The sequence below is a fragment of the Verrucosispora sp. WMMA2044 genome (genome assembly GCF_027497155.1).
Taxonomy (GTDB): Bacteria; Actinomycetota; Actinomycetes; order Mycobacteriales; family Micromonosporaceae; genus Micromonospora; species Micromonospora palythoicola.
The window spans coordinates 3,719,627-3,740,699 of record NZ_CP114913.1; the positions used below are offsets into that span (position 1 = coordinate 3,719,627).

The 21,073-nt window shown below is 72.4% G+C and carries 17 protein-coding genes; 8 read left to right on the forward strand and 9 right to left on the reverse strand.

The genetic code is table 11. The annotated features are described in order from the left end of the window. Positions 1–146: 146 nt before the first annotated feature. From O3597_RS16860 to O3597_RS16870, 3 genes are all read right to left on the reverse strand, one after another. Positions 147–1,142 carry a diacylglycerol kinase family protein gene (locus O3597_RS16860; protein ID WP_281601723.1) on the reverse strand — a complete coding sequence of 332 codons (996 nt, stop codon included), beginning with the start codon at positions 1,140–1,142 and terminating at the stop codon, positions 147–149. Between the two features lie 125 nt (positions 1,143–1,267). Then, a complete protein-coding gene (locus O3597_RS16865; RefSeq protein ID WP_164445478.1) occupies positions 1,268–1,846 on the reverse strand; it encodes a Clp protease N-terminal domain-containing protein in 579 nt (192 codons plus the stop codon). Further along, complete coding sequence (locus O3597_RS16870) at positions 1,846–2,082, reverse strand: HTH domain-containing protein (protein WP_093402906.1); 237 nt, start codon at positions 2,080–2,082, stop codon at positions 1,846–1,848. The genes O3597_RS16865 and O3597_RS16870 overlap by 1 nt, the downstream gene beginning before the upstream one ends. A gap of 120 nt (positions 2,083–2,202) precedes the next feature. Here O3597_RS16870 and O3597_RS16875 point away from each other — a divergent pair, with 120 nt between their 5' ends. The 4 genes from O3597_RS16875 to O3597_RS16890 all read left to right on the forward strand — a co-directional run bounded on the left by O3597_RS16875 (position 2,203) and on the right by O3597_RS16890 (position 7,311). Continuing rightward, positions 2,203–2,973, forward strand: coding sequence for a protein phosphatase 2C domain-containing protein (locus O3597_RS16875; RefSeq protein WP_281601724.1), 771 nt, complete (start codon positions 2,203–2,205; stop codon positions 2,971–2,973). Positions 2,974–3,070: 97 nt separating this feature from the next. Next, on the forward strand, positions 3,071–3,901 hold the full coding sequence (locus O3597_RS16880) for a universal stress protein (protein WP_164445479.1): 831 nt from the start codon (positions 3,071–3,073) through the stop codon (positions 3,899–3,901). A 115-nt stretch (positions 3,902–4,016) separates the two neighbouring features. Continuing rightward, the gene (locus O3597_RS16885; RefSeq protein WP_164445480.1) at positions 4,017–6,410 is read left to right on the forward strand and encodes a phosphoketolase family protein; all 2,394 of its coding nucleotides are present in this window, start codon (positions 4,017–4,019) and stop codon (positions 6,408–6,410) included. A gap of 13 nt (positions 6,411–6,423) precedes the next feature. Further along, complete coding sequence (locus tag O3597_RS16890; RefSeq protein WP_281601725.1) at positions 6,424–7,311, forward strand: universal stress protein; 888 nt, start codon at positions 6,424–6,426, stop codon at positions 7,309–7,311. A gap of 23 nt (positions 7,312–7,334) precedes the next feature. Here O3597_RS16890 and O3597_RS16895 read toward each other — a convergent pair whose 3' ends face one another. Continuing rightward, positions 7,335–9,200: a heavy metal translocating P-type ATPase gene (locus tag O3597_RS16895; RefSeq protein WP_281604565.1), complete on the reverse strand. Its 1,866-nt coding sequence runs from the start codon at positions 9,198–9,200 to the stop codon at positions 7,335–7,337. Between the two features lie 235 nt (positions 9,201–9,435). On the opposite strand from O3597_RS16895, the gene O3597_RS16900 reads away from it, so the two are divergent. Next, positions 9,436–10,443 carry a nitroreductase family protein gene (locus tag O3597_RS16900; protein ID WP_281601726.1) on the forward strand — a complete coding sequence of 336 codons (1,008 nt, stop codon included), beginning with the start codon at positions 9,436–9,438 and terminating at the stop codon, positions 10,441–10,443. Between the two features lie 121 nt (positions 10,444–10,564). Further along, the gene (locus O3597_RS16905; protein ID WP_164445965.1) at positions 10,565–12,238 is read left to right on the forward strand and encodes a GAF domain-containing sensor histidine kinase; all 1,674 of its coding nucleotides are present in this window, start codon (positions 10,565–10,567) and stop codon (positions 12,236–12,238) included. 10 nt (positions 12,239–12,248) lie between these two features. Here the strand turns inward: O3597_RS16905 and O3597_RS16910 are convergent, their stop codons facing one another. Beyond that, complete coding sequence (locus tag O3597_RS16910; protein WP_099846899.1) at positions 12,249–12,887, reverse strand: response regulator transcription factor; 639 nt, start codon at positions 12,885–12,887, stop codon at positions 12,249–12,251. Positions 12,888–13,132: 245 nt separating this feature from the next. On the opposite strand from O3597_RS16910, the gene O3597_RS16915 reads away from it, so the two are divergent. Further along, the gene (locus O3597_RS16915; RefSeq protein WP_164445966.1) at positions 13,133–14,107 is read left to right on the forward strand and encodes a nitroreductase; all 975 of its coding nucleotides are present in this window, start codon (positions 13,133–13,135) and stop codon (positions 14,105–14,107) included. A 5-nt stretch (positions 14,108–14,112) separates the two neighbouring features. On the opposite strand, the gene O3597_RS16920 is transcribed toward O3597_RS16915, so the two are convergent. The 4 genes from O3597_RS16920 to O3597_RS16935 all read right to left on the reverse strand — a co-directional run bounded on the left by O3597_RS16920 (position 14,113) and on the right by O3597_RS16935 (position 18,989). Beyond that, positions 14,113–15,141 (reverse strand): NAD-dependent epimerase/dehydratase family protein, encoded by a 1,029-nt coding sequence (locus O3597_RS16920; RefSeq protein ID WP_281601727.1) that lies wholly within the window; start codon positions 15,139–15,141, stop codon positions 14,113–14,115. A 275-nt stretch (positions 15,142–15,416) separates the two neighbouring features. After that, complete coding sequence (locus O3597_RS16925) at positions 15,417–16,430, reverse strand: LacI family DNA-binding transcriptional regulator (RefSeq protein ID WP_164445484.1); 1,014 nt, start codon at positions 16,428–16,430, stop codon at positions 15,417–15,419. Between the two features lie 128 nt (positions 16,431–16,558). Further along, entirely contained in the window at positions 16,559–17,596 is a 1,038-nt protein-coding gene (locus O3597_RS16930) for a LacI family DNA-binding transcriptional regulator (RefSeq protein WP_164445485.1), read from the reverse strand. A 100-nt stretch (positions 17,597–17,696) separates the two neighbouring features. Next, complete coding sequence (locus O3597_RS16935; protein WP_164445486.1) at positions 17,697–18,989, reverse strand: extracellular solute-binding protein; 1,293 nt, start codon at positions 18,987–18,989, stop codon at positions 17,697–17,699. A 252-nt stretch (positions 18,990–19,241) separates the two neighbouring features. Between O3597_RS16935 and O3597_RS16940 the strand changes: the two genes are divergently transcribed. After that, positions 19,242–20,864, forward strand: a complete 1,623-nt coding sequence (locus O3597_RS16940; protein ID WP_164445487.1) for a glycoside hydrolase family 43 protein — start codon at positions 19,242–19,244, stop codon at positions 20,862–20,864. Positions 20,865–21,073: the final 209 nt, after the last annotated feature.

The window sequence follows — 21,073 nt, forward strand, 5'->3', positions numbered from 1 at the left end:
CAGCCCTCCGTTCGCGACTGCGGGGCTCGCAAGCTCACTCCTCGCGCTCACCCGACCAGCCCTCCGTTCGCGACTGCGGGGCTCGCAAGCTCACTCCTCGCGCTCACCCGACCAGCCCTCCGTTCGCGACTGCGGGGCTCGCAAGCTCACTCCTCGCGCTCACCCCTGCCCTCCTCGACGAGGTGTTCGCCGCGCTCGGCGGCGGCCGACGCGTCCTCGGCCAGGTCGGGCGCCTGCTCCGGCCGCGGTACGCACAGCCACAACGCTCGCCGCCGGATCTGCACCCGCAGCTGGCGACCCGGTTCGATCAGGTCGCCGTCCAGTTCCCGAGGCTGGCTCCGGTTGCTGGTTATCTCCACTCGACGGGCGCGGTACACCTCCATCCGCGGCACCCGGTCGCGACGGCGCAGCACCGCCCAGCCGAGGGTGAGCCAGTGCCGCAGCGTGCGCGGGGTGAGCACGGCGACGTCGAGGTAACCGTCGTCGGGCTCCGCCTCGGTGAGCAGGGTGACCCCGCCCTGGAGCCGGCCGACGTTGGCGACCAGCACCGAACGGGCGCGGCGGCGCAACGGCGGCTGATCGTCCAGGCGGATCGACACCCGCATCGGCCGGTCCCGCAGGTGTCGTGCCGCCCCGACCACGTACGCGGGCCAGCCGATCCGGCGCTTGGTGGTCTCGCTCGTGGCATCGAGCATCTGGGCGTCGAAACCCATGCCGGCCATCACCGCGAAGTGGTGCCCGTCCACCGCACCGACGTCGAGCAGGCGGCGGCCACGCTCGATGGCCACCGCCAGCCCGGCGGGCAGTTCGTCGGAGAGTCCCAGGTTGGCGGCGAGCAGGTTGCCGGTGCCCTGGGGCAGCACGGCGAGCGCCGCCTCGGTGCCGACCAGAGCGTCGACGCAGGCCATCACCGTACCGTCGCCGCCGCAGGCGAAGACCACGTCGACCCCGGCGGCGAGCGCCTTCTCGGTCTGACCGCGACCGGGATCGTCGGGGGTGGTCTCGAACCACAGCGGTTCCGGCCAGCCGGCCGCGTCGAGCGTGTCGCCGACGGTCCGGCGCAACGCGTCGAGATCGGTCACCTTGACCGGATTGACCACCACCGCGCTACGCAGCGGCCCTTCGTCCCGTCCAGCTTCCACGGCGTCAGTGTGCAGCACGGTGCCGGGTTGGGCGACCCGACGCCGATGTGCCTCGATTCACCCCGCCGACGCCCCGTGCCGACGTTTCGACCGACGTTCGTCGGGGGACGCGGAGCAGTCGGTCGTCAGGCGCTGGCACGCAGCGCGACCTCGACCCGCTGGCGTACGTCGGCCAGGTCGACCCCGGCCTCGGTGAGCGCCAGCGCGGCGAGGCCGTTGCCCTCCCGCAGCAGGCCGAGCAGGATGTGCTCGGTGCCGATGTGGCGGTGCCGCAGCCGGATCGCCTCGCGCAGCGACAGCTCCAGCACCTTCTTCGAACGGGCGGAGAAGGGACCACCGGTCGGCCGTCGCCGGCCCCATCGGCGGCGCGGTGCCGGCACCGCCTCGCGCAGGGCGTCCTTGCCGAACGACTCCTCGATTCGGGTGACGATGGCGGCCAGGTCGATGCCGATCTCACGCAGCGCCGCCGCATCGGCTTCACCCAGGCCACTGCCCCCGGTCGCGGTGTGGCGGCGGACCCGCTCGCGCAGGTCGTCCGCGGTGACACCCGCGTCGCGGAGCACCCGCGCGGCCAGGCCGTCCCCGTCGGCGAGGACGGCCAGCAGAAGGTGCTCGGTGCCGACCGGCCGTTGGCCCTCGGCGCGGGCCTCCTCGCGGGCCCGTCGCACCACCTCGCGGGCACGGTCGGTGAATCGTTCGAACATCACGCCTCCCAGGAGGAATCGACCGCCGGTCGCCCGGCGTGCTTCTTGTGCACCGCCTGCCGGCTGACCTCGAGCGCGTCGGCGATCTCCTGCCACGACCAGCCCTGCCGTCGGGCGTTGTCGACCTGGACCACCTCAAGCCGTTCGAGCAGCCGGCGCAGGGCGCGGACGGCACGCAGGCCGACCCGGGGGTCGGTGCTGCCGGCCGCGGCCGCGAGTTCCGTCGCCTGACTCATGGCGTCAACTTACATTGACACCACAGCAGCGTCAACCCTAGTTGACACCCGAGGTGTGGTCCCCTTCGCTAGGGTCGTGGCCGCGCGGGCGTTCCGCGCCAGCCGTAGGTTGGAGGCCCGGTGAGCCAGGACGCGGACTACCAGGCAAGCCGTTTCACGCTCACCGACCTGACTCTCGAAATGGCCGGCGGCAGCGTGATCGGCAGCCGGTACCGCGACAACTACGACGTGCTCCACGTCGATCCCACGCTTCCCTTCGCCGTGGTGGCCGACGGTATGGGCGACGGTGCGGGCAGCCGTCGCGCCGGTGCCGCCGCGGTACCGACGTTCGCCGCGCTCGTCCGCGAGGCGTGGCTTGAGGTCGGGGCCGATCAGCTGCGCACCGCTGCCGACGCGGTCCAGTCCGCCGTACTCGAGGCCGGCCGGGGTAGCCCCCAGCTGACCGGCTGCACGCTCACCGGTCTGGTCGTCGAGCCGGAGGGCAGCCGGGGCTGGGTGGTCCAGTTGGGTGACTCGCGGGCCTACCGGCTCCGAAACGACCTGCTGGAACTGATCACCACCGACCACACCATCGCCTGGCTGGGGGTGCTGCACGGCTGGTACCCGGCCGACTCTCCGGCCGCCGCCCGGGCCCGGTACCAGCTCACCCGCTACGCCGGCCACCCGGCCGCACCGGAAGCCGACCTGCTGGCCGTGACCGTGCGTCCCGGCGACACCTGGCTGCTCTGCACCGACGGGGTGAGCGACCAGGTCAGCTACCACGTGATGCAGGAGGCACTCATCCGGCCCGAGCCGGCGGACGCGGTCCGGACTCTGCTGCGCGCCGCACTGGACGCTGGTGGGGCCGACAACGCCAGCGCGGTCGTCGTCCGGGCCTGGCCGGCGTCCTGACCACCCACCGGCGGTGCGGCGATCACGCCCCGGAGCAGCACCGGCGCGACTAGCCTCAACAGCAGGCCGAGCGCGACAGCTGCGGGGGTGATGGCGGATGGCCGCAGCCAGCGACGCGCCGGTGCTCGTCGGCGTCGGTCCGGAGGACGCCCTGCCGGTGGCCCGACTCGCCGCCCGGGTCGCCGCCGCCCACGGACGCGGACTGCACCTGCTGCACGCCTTCAACTGGGCGGCCTTCGACGCACCGGCGGTCTCCAGCTCCCGGGCCGCCGCCGAACAGTTGATCGCCGAGGCGACCGCGGCGGCCAACGCGAACGAGCCGGGCGTGCCGGTCACCGCCGAGATCGCCGAGGGCTCGGCGGTGGCGAACCTGGTCCGCCGGTCGGAGGCCGCCTTTCTGGTGGTGGTCGGCGACGGCGGTATGGCCCACTGCGACCGCTGCATACCGGCGGACAGTCCCGCCGTGCAGGTGGCCGCCCGCGCCGAGTGCCCGGTGCTGGTCGCCCGGCGGGAACCACCACCCGCCGGCCCGGTCCTGGTCGGCATCGACGGCTCGGCCTCCGGCGAGATGGCACTGGACTGGGCGCTCACCTGCGCCATCCGGCATGGGGCTCGGCTGCTGGCGGTCTGGGTGGTCGACTCCGACGGCATCGTCGAGGATGCCACCGCACGGCTCAGCGAGACGGTGGCGCGCCATCGGGCCGACCATCCCGACGCCGCCGTCGAGTGCCACGTCATCCGGGGCGAGCCCGGTGACGTGCTGGTCGACCAGTCCCGCTCGGCACAGTTGGTGGTGGTCGCCGCCCGGGGCGAGGAGCCGCTGCGCGGGATGCTCGGCGCGGTCAGCCAGTCACTGCTCTACCACGCGCCGTCCCCCGTCCTGGTGATCCGTGGCGTGACCGACACACCGGACCCGGACGGGTCGTGACACCCGGGCCGGCGGGACCAACGGCCCTGATCCAGGATCGCCGATTCGGCGAAGCTGACAGAGGAAACCGCGTTGCGGATGCGAGATTCACCGACCCGCGAGAGGCTCAAGCAGTATGGACACCGCTGTAGACCTGCGAAGCCCCCTGACCGATGACGAACTGCGCCGGCTGGACGCCTACTGGCGGGCGGCGAACTACCTCACCGTCGGGCAGATCTACCTGCTGGACAACCCCCTGTTGCGCGAACCGCTGGCCCCCGAGCACGTCAAGCCCCGGCTGCTCGGGCACTGGGGCACCTCTCCCGGACTGAACCTGATCTACGCCCACCTGAACCGTGCCATCGTGGCGCGCGATCTCAGCGCCATCTACATCACCGGACCCGGGCACGGCGGACCGGCGCTGGTGGCGAACACCTGGCTCGAAGGCACCTACAGCGAGCTCTACCACGACATCGGTCGCGACGAGGCCGGCATGGCCCGGCTGTTCCGCCAGTTCTCCTTCCCCGGCGGCATCCCGAGCCACGTCGCCGCGGAGGTGCCGGGTTCGATCCACGAGGGCGGCGAGCTGGGGTACGCGCTCAGTCACGCCTACGGCGCCGCCTTCGACAACCCCGACCTGCTGGTCGCCTGCGTGATCGGGGACGGCGAGGCGGAGACCGGCCCGCTGGCCGGCAGCTGGCTGTCCAACGTGTTCCTCAACCCCGCCCGCGACGGCGCGGTGCTGCCCATCCTGCACCTCAACGGATACAAGATCGCCAACCCGACGGTGCTGGACCGCATCCCCGAGTCCGACCTGCTCGACCTGATGCGCGGGCAGGGCTACCAGCCGTACGTGGTGGCCGGCGACGATCCCGCCGTGGTGCACCAGACCCTGGCGGCCACCCTGGACCGCGCGCTCGACGAGATCGCCGAGATCCAGCGCCACGCCCGTTCCGGCGCGACCGTCGAACGCCCGCGCTGGCCGATGATCGTCCTGCGTACCCCGAAGGGCTGGACCGGGCCGCACGATGTCGACGGCAAGCGGGTCGAGGGCACCTACCGCGCGCACCAGGTGCCGATCTCCGAGGTCCGCAGCAACCCGGATCACCTCGCCGAGCTGGAGAGGTGGCTGCGCAGCTACCGTCCGCAGGAGCTGTTCGACGCCACCGGCGCGCCCGTCGCCGAGCTGGCCGAGCTGCCGCCCAAGGGACCACGACGGATGAGCGCCAACCCGGTCGCCAACGGCGGCACGCTGCTGCGCGACCTGACCCTGCCCGACTTCCGCGACTACGCCGTCGAGGTGCCCCGGCCCGGTGGGACGGTCACCAGCGCCACCGGCGAACTCGGCAAGTGGGTCCGGGACGTGATCAGCGCCAATCCGCAGACGTTCCGGCTGTTCGGACCGGACGAGGTCGCCTCCAACCGGCTCCAGGCCGCCTTCGAGGTCACCGATCGGGCGTGGGTGGCCGGCACCGTCGACGGGGACGACCACCTCTCCCCCGACGGACGGGTGATGGAGGTCCTCTCCGAGCACCTGTGCCAGGGCTGGTTGGAGGGCTACCTGCTCACCGGCCGGCACGGCATCTTCACCAGCTACGAGGCGTTCATCCACATCGTCGACTCGATGGTCAACCAGCACGCCAAGTGGCTGAAGGTCACCCGTGGCATCCCCTGGCGGCAGCCGGTCGCCTCGCTGAACTACCTGCTGTCCAGCCATGTCTGGCGGCAGGACCACAACGGCTTCTCCCACCAGGATCCGGGCTTCATCGACCACGTGATGAACAAGAAGGCCGAGGTCGTACGGGTCTACCTGCCGCCGGACGCGAACACCCTGCTCTCCACCATGGACCACTGCCTGCGGTCTCGCCACTACATCAACGTGGTGGTGGCCGGCAAGCAGATCGCGCCCAACTGGCTCACCATGGACGAGGCCGTCGCGCACTGCCGGCGTGGCCTGGGCATCTGGGACTGGGCCAGCACCGACGACGGCAGCGAACCGGACGTCGTCCTCGCCTGCGCCGGCGACGTGCCGACACTGGAGACGCTCGCCGCGGCGGACCTGCTGCACCAGCACCTGCCCGAGCTGAAGGTACGAGTGATCAACGTCGTCGACCTGATGCGGCTCCAGCCGGACTCCGAGCACCCGCACGGCCTGCCGGACTCCGAGTTCGACACGCTGTTCACCCGCGACAAGCCGATCATCTTCGCGTACCACGGCTACCCGTGGCTGATCCACCGGCTCACCTACCGCCGCACCAACCACCACAACCTGCACGTCCGCGGGTACAAGGAGGAGGGCACCACCACCACACCGTTCGACATGGTGATGCTCAACAACCTCGACCGCTTCCACCTCGTGATCGACGTGATCGACCGGGTTCCCGGCCTGGCCGCCCGCGCCGCGCACCTGCGCCAGGAGATGACCGACGCGCGCCAGTCCGCCCGCGACTACACCCGTCGGTTCGGCGAGGACGACCCTCGGGTCGCGGAGTGGCGCTGGGTCCGCGAGACCGACCCGACCAACCGGTGAGGAGATGGCCGTCATGAGCGAGCACGGCGCGGGCGCGGAGATCCTGGTGGGCTACGACGGCTCCCCGGACGCCGCGGCGGCCCTGGAGTGGGCGCTCGATCAGGCCCGCCGCGACGGCCGGCCGGTCCGGTTGGCGTACGTCTTCGAGTGGTTGACCGTGGCCGGCTGGGTCGGTCCGGGCGTCACGCCGGGGATGTGGCCCGACGAGCAGGCCCGCCGGCAGGTCGAGGAACTGGTCGGCAAGGCCGCGGCGGACGCCGCCGCCACCCACCCGGGACTGGACGTACGCGGCGAGGTGCTGGACGGTCCGCCCGCCCTGATCCTGGAGGAGGCTTCGACGCAGGCCGGCCTGCTGGTGCTGGGCAACCGGGGGCACGGCGGCTTCGCCGGCCTGCTCGCCGGCTCGACCGCCGTCGCCGTCACCGCGCACGCACACTGCCCGGTGGTGGTGGTCCGTCGCCGGCCTACCGAGAGCGACCGGGCCGGGCACGTCGCCGTCGGCGTGGACGGCTCGGAGCATTCGCTGCTGGCCCTCGGCTACGCCTTCGAGCAGGCCGCACTGCGTCGGGTACCGCTGCACGTGGTGCGCGCCTGGCAGCCGCGACGCGACCAGTGGAGCCTACCCGGCGAGCAGGCCCGCGACGCGGCGCTCGCCGACCAGCGTGCCGAGCTGGACGAGGCACTGCACCGCTGGCAGGACACCTTCCCCGAGGTGGAGGTGACCGTCGAGACGGCCGCCGCCGCGCCGGCCGGTCTGCTCGTCGACGCCAGCCGCAACGCGCAGCTGATCGTCGTCGGCACCCGGGGACGCGGCGGGCTGCGGGGCATGCTGCTCGGCTCGGTCAGCCAGCAACTTCTCCAGCACGCCCACTGCCCGGTCGCGGTGGTCAGGGAGCGCTGAGGTGCACCGTGGGCCGGCCGCTGTCAGGCCGGCCCACGGGAACCGCCCCGGAGCGCGCGCAGCGCGTTGAGGATCACCAGCACGTCAATGCCCTCCTGCAGGAACGCGCCCGCCACGGGCGGCAGCCGACCGGTCGCCGCGAAGCCCATCGCGAGCAGCGCCAACCCCATGCCGACCGTGGCACTCTGCACCGCGATCCGACGGGCGTACCGGGCCACCTCGACCGCGTCGGCCAGCGGATCGAGGCGGTCGACGCTGAGCACGGCGTCGGCGACGTCGGCCGAGGCGGTCGCCCCGGTGGCTCCCATCGCCACTCCGACGTGCGCCTCCGCCAGCGCCGGAGCGTCGTTCACCCCGTCGCCCACCATCACGGTCACCGCCCGGCCCGCCTCGGCTCGGACCCGGGTCGCCTTCTCCTGCGGCGTGCACCGGGCCAGCACGTCGTCGACGCCCACCGCGTCGGCGACCCGGCGGGCGTCCTCCGGCCGGTCGCCGGTGACCATCACGATCCGGGTGAGACCGGCGGCACGCAGCCGAGCCACGGTCCGGCGGGCGTCGGGCCGTACCGGATCCTCCAGCAGGACGGCGCCCAACGGCCCGGTCACCTCGGCCACCCAGACCAGCGAGTGTCCCGCCGCGCCGGCCCGACGGCTGGCCCGCTCGGCCCACTGCGGCAACTCACCGGCGAACTGGCCGACCCGGACGCGCCGGCCGTCCACCCGCCCGCTCACCCCCCGGCCCGGCTCCTCGGTCACCTCGGCCGGGGTGGCCAGTCGAAGACCGCGCTCGCCGGCGGCGCGCACCAGCGCCGCCGCCAACACGTGCGAGGACAACTGCTCCACCGAGGCGGCCAACCGCAACACCTCGTCGGGGTCGCCGCCGGGGGCCACGACGATGTCGGCGACCCGGGGACGGCCGGCGGTCAGCGTCCCAGTCTTGTCGACGAGCAGGGTGCGCGCCCGGCCCAGGACCTCCAGCGAACCGCCGTCGCGGACCAGCACCCCGCGTCGGGCCACCCGGGACAACCCGGAGACGATGGCGATCGGGGTGGCCAGCAGCAACGGACACGGTGTCGCCACCACCAGCACCGCCACCGCCCGGAGGAAGTCGCCGGAGAGCACCCAGCCCAGCCCGGCCAGCGCCAGCGTGAACGGCACGAAGGCGGCGGCGTACCGGTCGGCCAGCCGCACCGTCGGTGCCCTGCGGGCGGTCGCCTCCTCGGCCAGCCGGACGATGCCGGCGTACGTGCTGCGTTCGGCGCTTTCCGCGGCCCGCAACCCGAACGCGGGTCCGGCGTTTACCACACCGCTGGCCACCCGGGCCCCGGCCGCCCGCTCGACGAGCCGGGACTCCCCGGTGACCACCGACTCGTCGAGCGTCGAGGCGCTCTCGGTGACACCGTCGACGGCGACCACGTCACCCGGACCGACCAGCAACCGGTCACCGGCCGCCACCCGGTCCACCGGTACCTCCTCGACCGCACCCTCGGCGGTTCGCCGCCGTGCCGTACGGGGTGCCCGCTCCAGCAGCGCCCGCAGATCACGGGTCGCCCGACGCTGCGCGTACGCCTCCAGCGTCCGCCCGGTGGCCAGCATCACCGCGACCACCGCGCCGGCCAGGTACTCGCCGACGACAAGTGCGCCGCCCAACGCCAGCACGGCGATCACATCCACGCCGAACTGCCGCCGCAGCAGGTCCCGCAGCACCGACACGGCCGCCGGCAGCAGCGCCGCCAGGGTCGCTGCCGCCCACAGCGCGTCGGCGACGCCGGGACGCCCGGCCGGTCGTACCGCCGCACCGGCCAGCACCAGCAGCGTGAGACCGGCCAGCGGGATCCACGACCACCAGCTGCCACGCCGCCGACGGGATGCCTCGGGTTGCGGACGCACCGGCTGGTCCGGCAGGCACTCGTCCCCGCCCCGGTCACCTGCCGACCGCTGCTCACCCACCTGCGGATCGTCTCAGCCGGACCGGGCGGTCGCGGCGGAACGCGGGCCACACGTCCCGCCGGGTAGGGACGTGCGGATCGTGCGACGCGGCGGCCGATGACGCACGATGAACCGGACCGCGCCCACAGCCGTACCGAGGTGCGGCACGATGGGCAGAGACGGAAAGGTCGTGAGGATGAGCCACCAGACGCCGGCTACCCACCGCCCGCTGACCACAGCGCTCGCGGAGGCCGCCGCGATGGCCGGTCACGCGCCGTCGGTGCACAACAGCCAGCCGTGGCGCTGGCGGGTGCTGCCCGACGCGCTGGAGCTGCGGATGGTACGCGACAGCAGGTTGGCCGCCACCGACCCGGAGGGCGAGTTGGTCACCCTCAGCTGCGGTGCGGCGCTGCACCACGCCCGGCTGGCGTTGGCCGCCGAGGGGTGGGCTACCGACGTGCGGCGGATGCCCGACCCGAGCGACCCCGACCTGCTCGCCCGGCTCACCGAGCCGCGGGCCACCGGCGCCGACCCGGACGCGATGCGGGCGGTGCAGTGCATGCAGGTGCGGCACACCGACCGGCGTCCGGTCAGCGACGAGCCGGTCCCCGACGACTCCTTGAGCGCCATCGCGGCGGCCGCCGTGCAGGAAGGTGCCCGGTTGGAGGTCCTCGACCGCGACCAGGTGCTGCAACTGGCCGCGTCCGCCTCGCAGGCCGCCACGGTCGAGGCGGAGGACTCCCGACTCCGGGAGGAACTGGAGTACTGGACCAGCCGTGCCGGCGGCACCGGGCTCACTCCCGAGGTGTTGCCGGAGCAGCCCGCGCAGACCACCGTGCCGGGGCGGGACTTCGGTCGCGCCGGCACGCTGCCGGTCGGGCCGGGACACGACCGGGCGGCGTCCTACGCGGTGCTCTACGGCGACCAGGACGAGCCGGTCGACTGGCTGCGGGCCGGCGAGGCGCTGTCGGCCGCCTGGCTGGCCGCCACCCGACTGGGTGTTTCGATGGTCCCGCTCAGCGGGGTGGTCGAGGTGCCGGCCACCCGGCAGACCCTGCGCCAGTTGCTCGCCGGGCTCGGCCACCCGTACCTCGGCCTGCGCCTGGGGGTGGCCGACCCGGCGCACGCCGGCCCACCGCACACCCCGCGACTGCCGCGCGAGCAGGTGGTGGACACCTCGGCGGTGTCCGGCGACGCCGCCTGACCGCGCGGTCCCGGACACCGCGCCGGCCGCATCGGGCGTTTCCGCGCGGTCGGTCGCCGGTTAGCATCGCCGGGTGACCGTCGGCGCACCCAACCCCCGCAACGAGCCACCATCGCTCGGCCTGAGCCCACTGTCCCGAGTACGCCTGGACGAGCTGCTCCAGGAGATGCTGGATCGCGTCGGCGAGGTCATGACCAGCCGGGAACGCCTACGGGCGCTGCTCGACGCGGTCGTCGGCATCGGCACCGACCTGGATCTGCGCAGCACCCTGCGGCGCATCGTGCAGGCGGCCTGCGACCTGGCCGGGGCCCGCTACGGCGCGCTCGGGGTGATCGGTCCCGACCGGATGCTGCACGACTTCATCACCCACGGCATCTCCCCGGAGCTGCACGCGAAGATCGGTGACCTGCCGCACGGCCGAGGGGTGCTCGGCCTGCTCATCGACGAGCCGAAACCGGTGCGGATGCCGGACATCACCCAGCATCCGAACTCGTACGGCTTTCCGGCGCACCATCCGCCGATGCACACCTTCCTCGGCGTGCCGGTACGCATCCGCGACCAGGTCTTCGGCAACCTCTACCTGGCCGAGAAGCAGGGCGGCGTCGAGTTCACCGACGACGACGAGGAGATCGTCGTCGCGCTCGCCGGTGCCGCCGGCGTGGCGATCGAGAACGCCCGGCTGTACGCGCTGGCCCACCGGCGGGAACGCTGGCTCGCCGCCACCGCCGAGATCACCTCACTGCTGCTCGGCGAGGTACGCCGTACCGACGCACTGACCCTGGTGGCACGGCGCGCCCGCGAGGTCGCCGAGGCCGAACTGGCCCTGGTGCTGCTCTACGACGAGGATGCGGAGCACTTCACCGTCGAGGTCGTCGACGGCGTCGGTGCCCAGGCCGGCGCGCTGGTCGGCACGGTGCTGCCGGCCGCCGACACCAGCTTCGCCGGTCCGGTCGTCGCGGGTCGGCATGATTCGGTGGAGGATCTGGCCCACGCCGCGCCGTGGCCGGCGGTGCTGCACACCGGACCGGCGGTGATCTCTCCGCTGGCCACCGCCGACACCCTGCACGGGGTGCTGGTGATCGCGCACCGCGTCGACCACGGCGGCGCCACCGACGACGACGTGGCCCTGCTGGGCAGCTTCGCCGGTCAGGCGGCGCTGGCCATGGAACGCGCCCGTGGCCAGGAGGAACGCGAGCAACTGGTGGTGCTGGAGGACCGCGAGCGGATCGCCCGGGACCTGCACGACGTGGTGATCCAACGGCTGTTCGCCACCGGCCTGCAACTGCAGAGCGCGGTGCCGTTGACCGCGCGGCCGGAGGTCGCCAAGCGGATCAACGCCGCCGTCGACGACCTGGACACCACCATCAAGGACATCCGCCGCACCATCTTCGAGCTGCGTACCCCGATGAGCGCGGCGCTGCGCACCGAGATCCGCGAGGCGGTGGAGGCCGCCGCCGAGTCACTTGGTTTCCGACCGAGGCTGGAGCTGACCGGGCCGATCGACAGCGCCGTGCCGGACGAGGTCCGCCCCGAACTCGCCGCCGTGCTCCGCGAGGCGCTGTCCAACGCCGTACGCCACGCCGAGGCCACGGCGGTGTCGGTGGTGGTACGCGTCGACGCCGCCCGGGTCGCCGTCACCGTCACCGACAACGGCGTGGGTTGCGACCCGGCCGCCGCCCGGGGCGGACTGGTGAACCTGCGCGAACGCGCCGAACGGCACGGCGGCACCTTCGAGGTACGCGGTGCCGAGCCGCACGGCACCGAGCTGCACTGGTCGGTGCCGTTGGGGGGGTGAGCCGCACTGGTCAGTGCGTCTTGCCCAGCAGGCGGGTGGCCAGCACCGCGGCCTGGGTGCGTCGCTCCAGACCGAGCTTGGCCAGCACGCTGGAGACGTAGTTCTTCACCGTCTTCTCGGCCAGGAACATCTTGCTGGCGATCTCCCGGTTGGTCAGCCCCTCGGCGACGTACTCCAGGATGCGCCGCTCCTGCTCGGTGAGGGACTGCAACTCGCGGGGCTGCTCCACGCCGCTGCGGATGCGATCCAGCACCCGGGTGGTGATCGCCGGGTCGAGCAGCGACTGACCGGCCGCCACCCGGCGTACCGCGTCGACGAGGTCGGTGCCCCGGATCTGCTTGAGCACGTACCCGGAGGCACCAGCCATGATCGCCGCGAACAGCGCCTCGTCGTCCTCGTACGACGTCAGGATCAGCCCCTTGATCGAGGAGTCCACGGCCCGTACGTCCCGGCACACGTCGATGCCGTTGCCGTCGGGCAGCCGGGCGTCGAGGATCGCCACGTCGGGCCGCAGCGCCGGAATCCGGCGGGCCGCCTCCGGTGCGGAACCGGACTCACCGACCACCTCGATGTCCCCACTGGCATGCAGCAGGTCGGCCAGACCACGACGGACGACCTCGTGGTCGTCAAGCAGAAACACCCGGATCATCCCCCCTTTCTACCCCCTCCCGCCCACCCCCACCCGGGCCAAAAGTCCCAACCTCCCCCACCACCTCCACCCGGTTCATCAAGAAGTTTGCGTCTCCGGCGGGCCGGATCCCGACCACAACCTCTTGGTCAACAGGCTCAGGGGAGGCGGGGGGTCCTGGGGGTTCGGGACGTGTGGCCCTGCTGGGTGGGGGTGGGCGGGGCGCACCGTGGGGAGGTACCAGGCGGATGCGAGGGGGCACGACCATGGAGACCGGCTACACCGTCGAACAACTGCGGGCCGCCGCGACCGACGCGGTCCGTGCACCGTCCCTGCACAACGTCCAGCCGTGGCGGTTCCGGTTGCGTGACGGCGGGATCGAGGTGCTCCTCGACCCGACCCGACGGCTGCCCGCCACCGACCCGAGCGGCTGGGGTGCCCGCGTCGCCGGTGGAGCGGCGTTGTTCAACCTGCGCCTGGCCCTGGCGGTGGCCGGCGCACCGGCGACGGTACGACTGCGCCCGTACCCGTCGGAGCCGGACGTGCTGGCCCGGCTGGTGCCGGACCTGCCGCGCCGACCCAGCCCCGCCGAGCAGGGCCTCTACGCGGCCATCCCGCGCCGGTTTAGCAACCGTGCCCCGTTCTGGCCCGACCCGGTCCCGGCCGACTCCCGCTGGCGACTGGGTGAGGCGGCCCGGGCCGAGCACTGCTGGCTGGAACTGCTGATCGGGGTGAGCGCGGTCAACGCCTTCGCCGAGATCGCCCGCAGCGCACACCGGGTCCTCGAACGCGACCCCGCCTACCGGGCGGAGCGCGAGGCGTGGGTACGCGCCGGCACCGAGCCGGACGGCGTCCCGGTGACCGCCAGCGGCCCCCGGGCCGAGCCGCAGGACCTGCTTCCGTCGCGTGGCTTCGGTGGCACCCAGCGGGCACCCGGGCGAGACTTCGAGCCGGAGCCGCTCGTGGCGGTGCTCGGCTCCGCCGGCAACACCGCCGTCGACCAGGTGGTCGCGGGCCAGGCGTTGCAGCGGGTGCTGCTGACCGCCACCGACGCCGGGCTGTCGGTGTCGATGCTGTCCCAACCGATCGAGGTGCCGTCGGCCCGGGAGCAGCTCCGGCTGTCGCTGGGACGGTTCGGTACGCCGCAGATGGTGATGCGGATCGGGTACGGCCAGCCGGGTTGGCCCACCCCCCGCCGCTCGGTGGACGAGGTGCTGGACCTGCCGGTGTCCCTCGCCTAGCGACGTCAGCGGGGTGGCACCGCGGACGGAGGATCGGTGGCCAGGGCCGCGAGCAGGCCGGCCTCCCGGGCCGGGTCCAGACCGACCGGCGGCCGGGCCGGTCGACCGGCGCGGGCCGGCACCGAACCCACCCGGCGCAACCAGGCCCAGGTGTCGACGACGGTCTCGGTCACCGGGCGGCAGCCGAGCCCGCCGGCGTACGCGCGGGTGACGTCCATCTGCTGCATCCACCGGTACTCGTGCCCCGGCGGGATCCAGATCGGCATATCGTTCCACGGTTCCACCCCGGCGGCGAGCAGGCGCCCCGGATCGACCCAGTTCAGCCGGGCGGCAGCGCCGGTGGCCGCCATGCCGGCGGTGAGCAGTTCACCCATGGTGGTGTGGCCGGGCCGGCTCACCACGTTCACCGCTCCAGCCTGGCCGGCGGCCCCGGCATCCAGCAGGAAGGCCGCCAGGTCGCGAACGTCGACGTACTGCACGGGCAGGTCCACCGGGCCGGGCGCGAGCACCTCACCGCCCTGGGCGAGACGGTTCAACCACCACGGCAGCCGGCCGATGTCCTCACCCGGACCGAGGATGAGACCGGCCCGGGCGAGCAGTACCCGGTCGCCGAGCACCGCGCGCAGCGCCCGCTCGGCACCGGCCTTGAGCATCGGGTAGTCACCGTCGACGTCGTCCGGGGCGGCCTCGACGAGCGGAGCCTGCTCGGTCACGCCGGCCGGCACCGGCTGGGCGTACACCGAACCGCTGGAGACGTAGACGTAGTGTCCGACCCGTCCGAGCAGCATCCGCGCCGTCGCCTGGGCGACGCGGGGCGCACCGTCCCAGGTGTCGACGACGAGATCCCACTCCCCCTCGGTCAGCGCGGCCAGCCCGTCGGCGGCGGTGCGGTCACCCACCAGGTGCCGTACGCCAGCCGGAGGCGCCCCGTGCCGCCCCCGGTTGAACGCCGTCACCGCCCAGCCCCGGTGCGTCGCCTCGGCGACCACCGCCCCGCCCACGAATCCCGACCCGCCCAGCATGAGGAGTTTCATGTGAGCCACCCTGCCCCTCGTCGGCGCTGTCCGGGTGGCTCGTTCACCGTCAGCGGATCTGCCAACGGCAGAAGCCGGCGACGGCCCACGTCGGATCGGATGGGAGGTGGGTGCCGTGTCCGGCGGACGGCGTGGGCGTCCGCCGGACACGGCCGGGCGGTGCCGCGGGCACGGCGGGCACCACCAGCCAGTTCCTTGGTGAAAGGACGGCGAGTCCCATCGTCGGCCCCACCGGATGCGGCGTCAACAACTTCCGGAAAAATATCGGTAGCCGGTTAGGCGGGGGCGGCGCTGTCCCGGATGACGAGTTCGGTGGCGAGTTCGACCCGGGGGCTCTCCACCTGCTCGCCCCGGGCCAGCCGCAGCACCGTCCGCGCCGCCAGCATGCCCATCTCGGCCAGCGGCTGCCGCACCGTGGTCAGCGGCGGCGAGCACCACCGCACCTCCGGCAGGTCGTCGAAGCCGACCACGCTGACGTCGTCCGGTACCCGCAGACCCCGCTGCCGGACCGCCTCGTACACACCCAGCGCCATCTGGTCGCTCGACGCGAAGATCGCCGTCGGCGGCTCGGTCAGCCCCAGCAACCGCACCCCGCCGTTGAAGCCGGCCTCGTGGTAGAAGTCGCCCGGGCAGACCAGGTCCTCGTCGAAGGAGAGCCCGGCGGCCTCCAGGGCGGCCCGGTAGCCGTCCATCCGGGCCCGGCTGCACATCAACTGCGGCGGCCCGGCGATAAACCCGATCCGCCGGTGCCCCAGCCCGATCAGATACTCCGTCGCCCGCAGGCCCCCCGCCCAGTTCGTGGCACCGATGGTCGGCGCCTCCCGGGCCGGCAGGCCGTCGGCGTCGACGATCACCACCGGAATGCTCAGCCGACGCAGCTCGGCCTGCAGGGGCGGCTCGACCATCGAGGTCACGAAGATCACGCCTTCGGTGCCCCGGCGGCGCATGCCGTCGAGCCACTGCTCCGCCGAGGAGGTCTGCCGGTGGATGGCCGACACGACCGTGCCCACCCCGACGGCGTGCGCCACATCCTCCACACCCCGGATGATCTCCACCGCCCATGGACTGTCCAGATCGTTGAAGACCAGGTCCACCAACCCCGAACTGGCCCGCATACTCGGCGGCCGACGCCGGTAACCATGCCGCGTCAGCAACTCCTCCACCCGCTCACGGGTCTGCGGAGCCACATCCGAACGACCATTGATCACCCGGGACACCGTCGGCACCGACACGCCCGCCAGGTCCGCTATCGCGGATATTGTGATCTTCCGGGTGTCTCTGGCAACCACGGCACTCCCCACCCAACCGGTACGGCGACAGCCCGCACCATGCCCCGGGGCGGCCAGGACGGGCAACCAGCCGCCCGCCCACACCCTAGTGCCGGAAATTTCACTCGACTATCGGTAGTTGGCGCAGTTCACTCCGCGGGCCCCCGGTCGGCCCGTGGCGCGCACGAACTGTCCCGGATGACGAGTTCGGTGGCCAGTTCGACCCGGGGGCTCTCCACCTTCTCGCCCCGGGCCAGCCGCAGCACCGTCCGCGCCGCCAGCATGCCCATCTCGGCCAGCGGCTGCCGCACGGTGGTCAGCGGCGGCGAGCACCACCGCACCTCCGGCAGGTCGTCGAAGCCGACCACGCTGACGTCGTCCGGCATCCGCAGACCCCGCTGCCGGACCGCCTCGTACACACCCAGCGCCATCTGGTCGCTCGACGCGAAGATCGCCGTCGGCGGCTCGGTCAGCCCCAGCAACCGCGCCCCACCGGAGAACCCGGCCTCGTGGTAGAAGTTGCCCGCCTGGATCAACCGGTCGTCGATCGGGATCCCGGCGGCCTCCAGGGCTGCCCGGTAGCCGTCCATCCGGGCCCGGCTGCACATCAACTGCGGCGGCCCGGCGATGAACCCGATCCGCCGGTGCCCCAGCCCGATCAGATACTCCGTCGCCCGCAGGCTCCCCGCCCAGTTCGTGGCGCCGATGGTCGGCGCGTCCTGGGCGGGGACACCCGCCGGGTCGACGATCACGGCCGGGATGTTCAGCCGGCGCAACTCCGCCTGCTGCGGCGGTTCGAGGGTGGAGGTCACGAAGATGACCCCCTCGGTGGACCGGGTCCGGATGTTGTCCAGCCACTGCTTGGCCGAGGACGAGCGCCGGTGGATGGCCGACACGACGGTGCCCACCCCGACAGCGTGCGCCACATCCTCCACACCCCGGATGATCTCCACCGCCCATGGACTGTCCAGATCGTTGAAGACCAGGTCCACCAACCCCGAACTGGCCCGCATACTCGGCGGCCGACGCCGGTAACCATGCCGCGTCAGCAACTCCTCCACCCGCTCACGGGTCTGCGGAGCCACATCCGAACGACCATTGATCACCCGGGACACCGTCGGCACCGACACCCCCGCCAGGCGGGCGATGGCCGCGATGGTCACTGTCCGGTTGTCGTTGGCAGCCATGCGCCCTTCCCTACTTCGCTCATCCCTCGACGCTGCCGGCGGGAGCGCCGACGAGCTGACGTACGGCGGCGGCGCGGTGCCCGAGCGCCGACGACGCCCGTTACTGCTTCTTCGCCACCCTGGTGATGTCCTTGACGATCTGGTCCGGCCGCTTGGTGCCCGCGATCAGCTGCGCCACGCTCTCGTTGACCTGGGCGCCCACCGCCGGTGGGTACGCCTGGTCGAGGTAGAGCTGGAAGCCGGTCGCGATGCCGAGGTTCGCCGCCACGACCTGGTTGTTCAGATCCTTGATCCCGCCGGCCGCGGCCTGGTTGGTGGGCAGCACCGCACCGGTCTGCGCGGCCCGGCGCTGGTTCCTCGCCTGCAGCAGCGTCCGCAGGAAGTCCACGGTGGCGGGCGGCGCGTCGCGGCCGACCACGAAGCCGTTGCCGCCGCCGAACGCGTCGGTGGCCGAGCCCTTGCCGTCCTCGACGGCCGGGAAGGGGAAGAAGGCGAGCCGGTCACCGAGGCCACGCTTGCTGGTCGAGGAGGACGCCTGCACCGACGGCGCCCACTGGCCCATCAGCTCCATGGCGGCCTCCTCGTTGCCCATCGTCGCGGCCTGCCCGGTCTCGGACCCGTACTCGGCGCGTAGGTAGCCCTTCTGGAACGGCTGCATGTCGACAAGTTCGCGGAGGCGCTCACCGGCGGCGACGAAGACCGGGGTGTCGAAGTTGCGGTCCTCGGCCGCCTGTTGCAGCGCCTCGAGACCGCCGATCCGCATCGCCAGGTACGCCCAGTAGTAGTGCCCGGGCCACTTGTCCTTGCCGCCGAGCGCGATCGGAGCGATGTTGACGGCCTTGAGCTTGGTGACGACCTGCAGCAGTTCGCCCCAGGTCTTCGGCGGCGTCTCGATGCCGGCCTTGGCGAAATGGTCCCGGTTGTACCAGAAGCCGACCATGCCGATGTCGAACGGAATGCCGTAGATCTTGTCGTTCACCGTGTACGGCTGCAACGAGGCGGGCAGCAGTTGCCCGATCCAGCCCTGGACCTCGCTGGTGATGTCCTTGACCAGGCCGGCCTCGACCTGCTGCTGCAGTGCGCCGCCGCCCCACGACTGGAACAGGTCCGGAGGCAGCGCGGCCTCGACGGCTCCGTTCAGCTTGGTCTTGAACGCCTCGACCTCCAGCGGCTGCACGTCGACCGTGACGTGGGTGTGCGTGCTCTCGTACTGCCGGGCCAGATCAGCCCAGACGCTCAGCATCGGCTCGGCGTCCTGGACGTGCCACCATCTGATCTTCTGCGGGCTCGCGGAAGCGCCGCTGTCCCCATCCCCGCAGGCGCCGAGCAGGAGCGCGCCGGCGCCCGCGCCGGCCAGCCCCAGCAGCGACCGGCGGGTGAGGTGCGATGTCATGGTTCATCCCTTCGGGAGGCGTAGTAACGCGGAGGGAACACCACCGCGATCAGCGGCGGCCATGAAAGCGGGATCGCAAGTTTCGCTTCGATACCGATATTTTCGACGTGATGGCCGGCACGTTACGACGGGCTTGCGTCGCCGGTCAAGGGGGTGTCGCGAGCGGACGTCAGCCGATACCGTGAGCGCCATCCTGGCATTTCCGGAGTATTTCCGGTAAGAAACCGGGATCGTGACCTGAAGGAGTCGAACATGTCGACCGAGATCGCGGACGTGGCCATCGCCCGGTCGATCCGCAACCCCGTTCTGACCGGCTTTCATCCGGATCCGTCCATCCTGCGGGTCGACGACGACTACTATCTGGCGACCTCGACCTTCGAGTGGTATCCCGGTGTCCGGGTGCACCATTCGAAAGACCTCGTCCACTGGCGGGAACTCGGCGGCATCATCACCGAACGCCGACTGCTCGACCTTCGCGGCTGCGGCGACTCCAACGGGATCTGGGCGCCCGACCTCACGTACCACGACGGACTGTTCCACCTGGTCTACAGCGACGTCGCCAGCTTCGCCAGCGGCTACTGGGACGCACAGAACTTCCTCACCACCGCGCCGACCATCACGGGACCGTGGTCGGACCCGGTACGGCTGCACTCGCACGGCTTCGACGCCGCGCTGTTCCACGACGACGACGGCACCTCCTGGCTGCTGGCGATGAGTGCTGACTGGCGGCCGGGGCGCGACCGCTTCGGTGGCATCGAGATTCAGCAGTATGACCCGGCCCGACGGCAACTGGTCGGCCGACCCCGGATCATCTTCACCGGCACCGAGGTCGGTCTGACCGAGGGACCGCACCTCTACCGGCACGACGGCTGGTACTGGCTGGTCACCGCCGAGGGCGGCACCAGCTGGGAGCACCAGGTCACGGTGGCCCGGTCGCGGGAGTTGTTCGGACCGTACGAGGTGGACCCGGCCGGGCCGCTGCTCACCTCGGTCGGGCGCCCGGACCTGACGCTGCAGAAGGCCGGCCACGGCAGCCTGGTGCGCACCCAGCGTGGCGAGTGGTACCTGGCCCACCTGGTCGCCCGTCCCTACACGCCACTCGGCAATTGCGTCCTCGGTCGGGAGACCGCGATACAGAAGGTCGACTGGTCGCCGGGCGGCTGGCCGTGCGTGTCCGGCCGGGTGCCGGCCGACGAGATCCCCGCCCCGGACCTGCCGGCCCATCCGTGGCCCGACGAGCCGGCCACCGACCACTTCGACGCCCCGCGCCTGGGTGCCGGCTGGTCGACCCTGCGTCGCCCGGCGACCGACGACTGGATCGACCTGCGCTCCCGCCCGTCGTACCTGCGGGTGCACGGCGGCCAGTCCCCCGTCGGCAAGCAGACGCCGAGCCTGGTGGCGCGGCCGGTGGGCGCGGTGCGTTGTTCACTGGAGACCGTCGTCGAGTTCGACCCCGGCGACCACCGGCATCTGGCGGGCATCACCGGTTACTACAACACCGAGAACTGGCACCACCTCTACCTCACCCGGGCCGACGACGGACGGTCCGTGCTGGAGCTGCTCAGCTGCGACGGTGGCCACCGCACCGCGTATCCGCAGCTGACCGTCGACACCGGCGGCCGGCTGCGGGTGGGCCTGCGGGTCACCTTCGACGGGCCGGTGCTGCGCTTCGCGTACGAGCTGGGCGACGGTTGGCGGCGGCTGCCGGTGGAGTTGGACGCGACCATCCTCTCGGACGAGCACGCGGCCCGGATCGTCGACGGCGAACCGGCGGCCTGGGGCTTCACCGGTGCCCTGCTCGGCCTCTGGGTGCAGGACATCGGCGGCGACGGCCGCTACGCCGACTTCGATCACGCCACCTATCTCGAACACTGATCCGCGTCGACCTACCCGCCCGCCCCGATCGATCCACCGCCGGCGGGCCCCCGGCACCGGGCCGGCTCGCTCCCGTCCACGGAACCCGCGGGAGCGAGCCGGCCCGGCTACTTCCGGGGGCGGCGGGGGCTCAGCCGAGTCGGTAGCCGGAGTTGGATCCGGAAGTTTCCGGTTGTAAACCGGACGTTCCAGCAGTGCACACGGCCGAC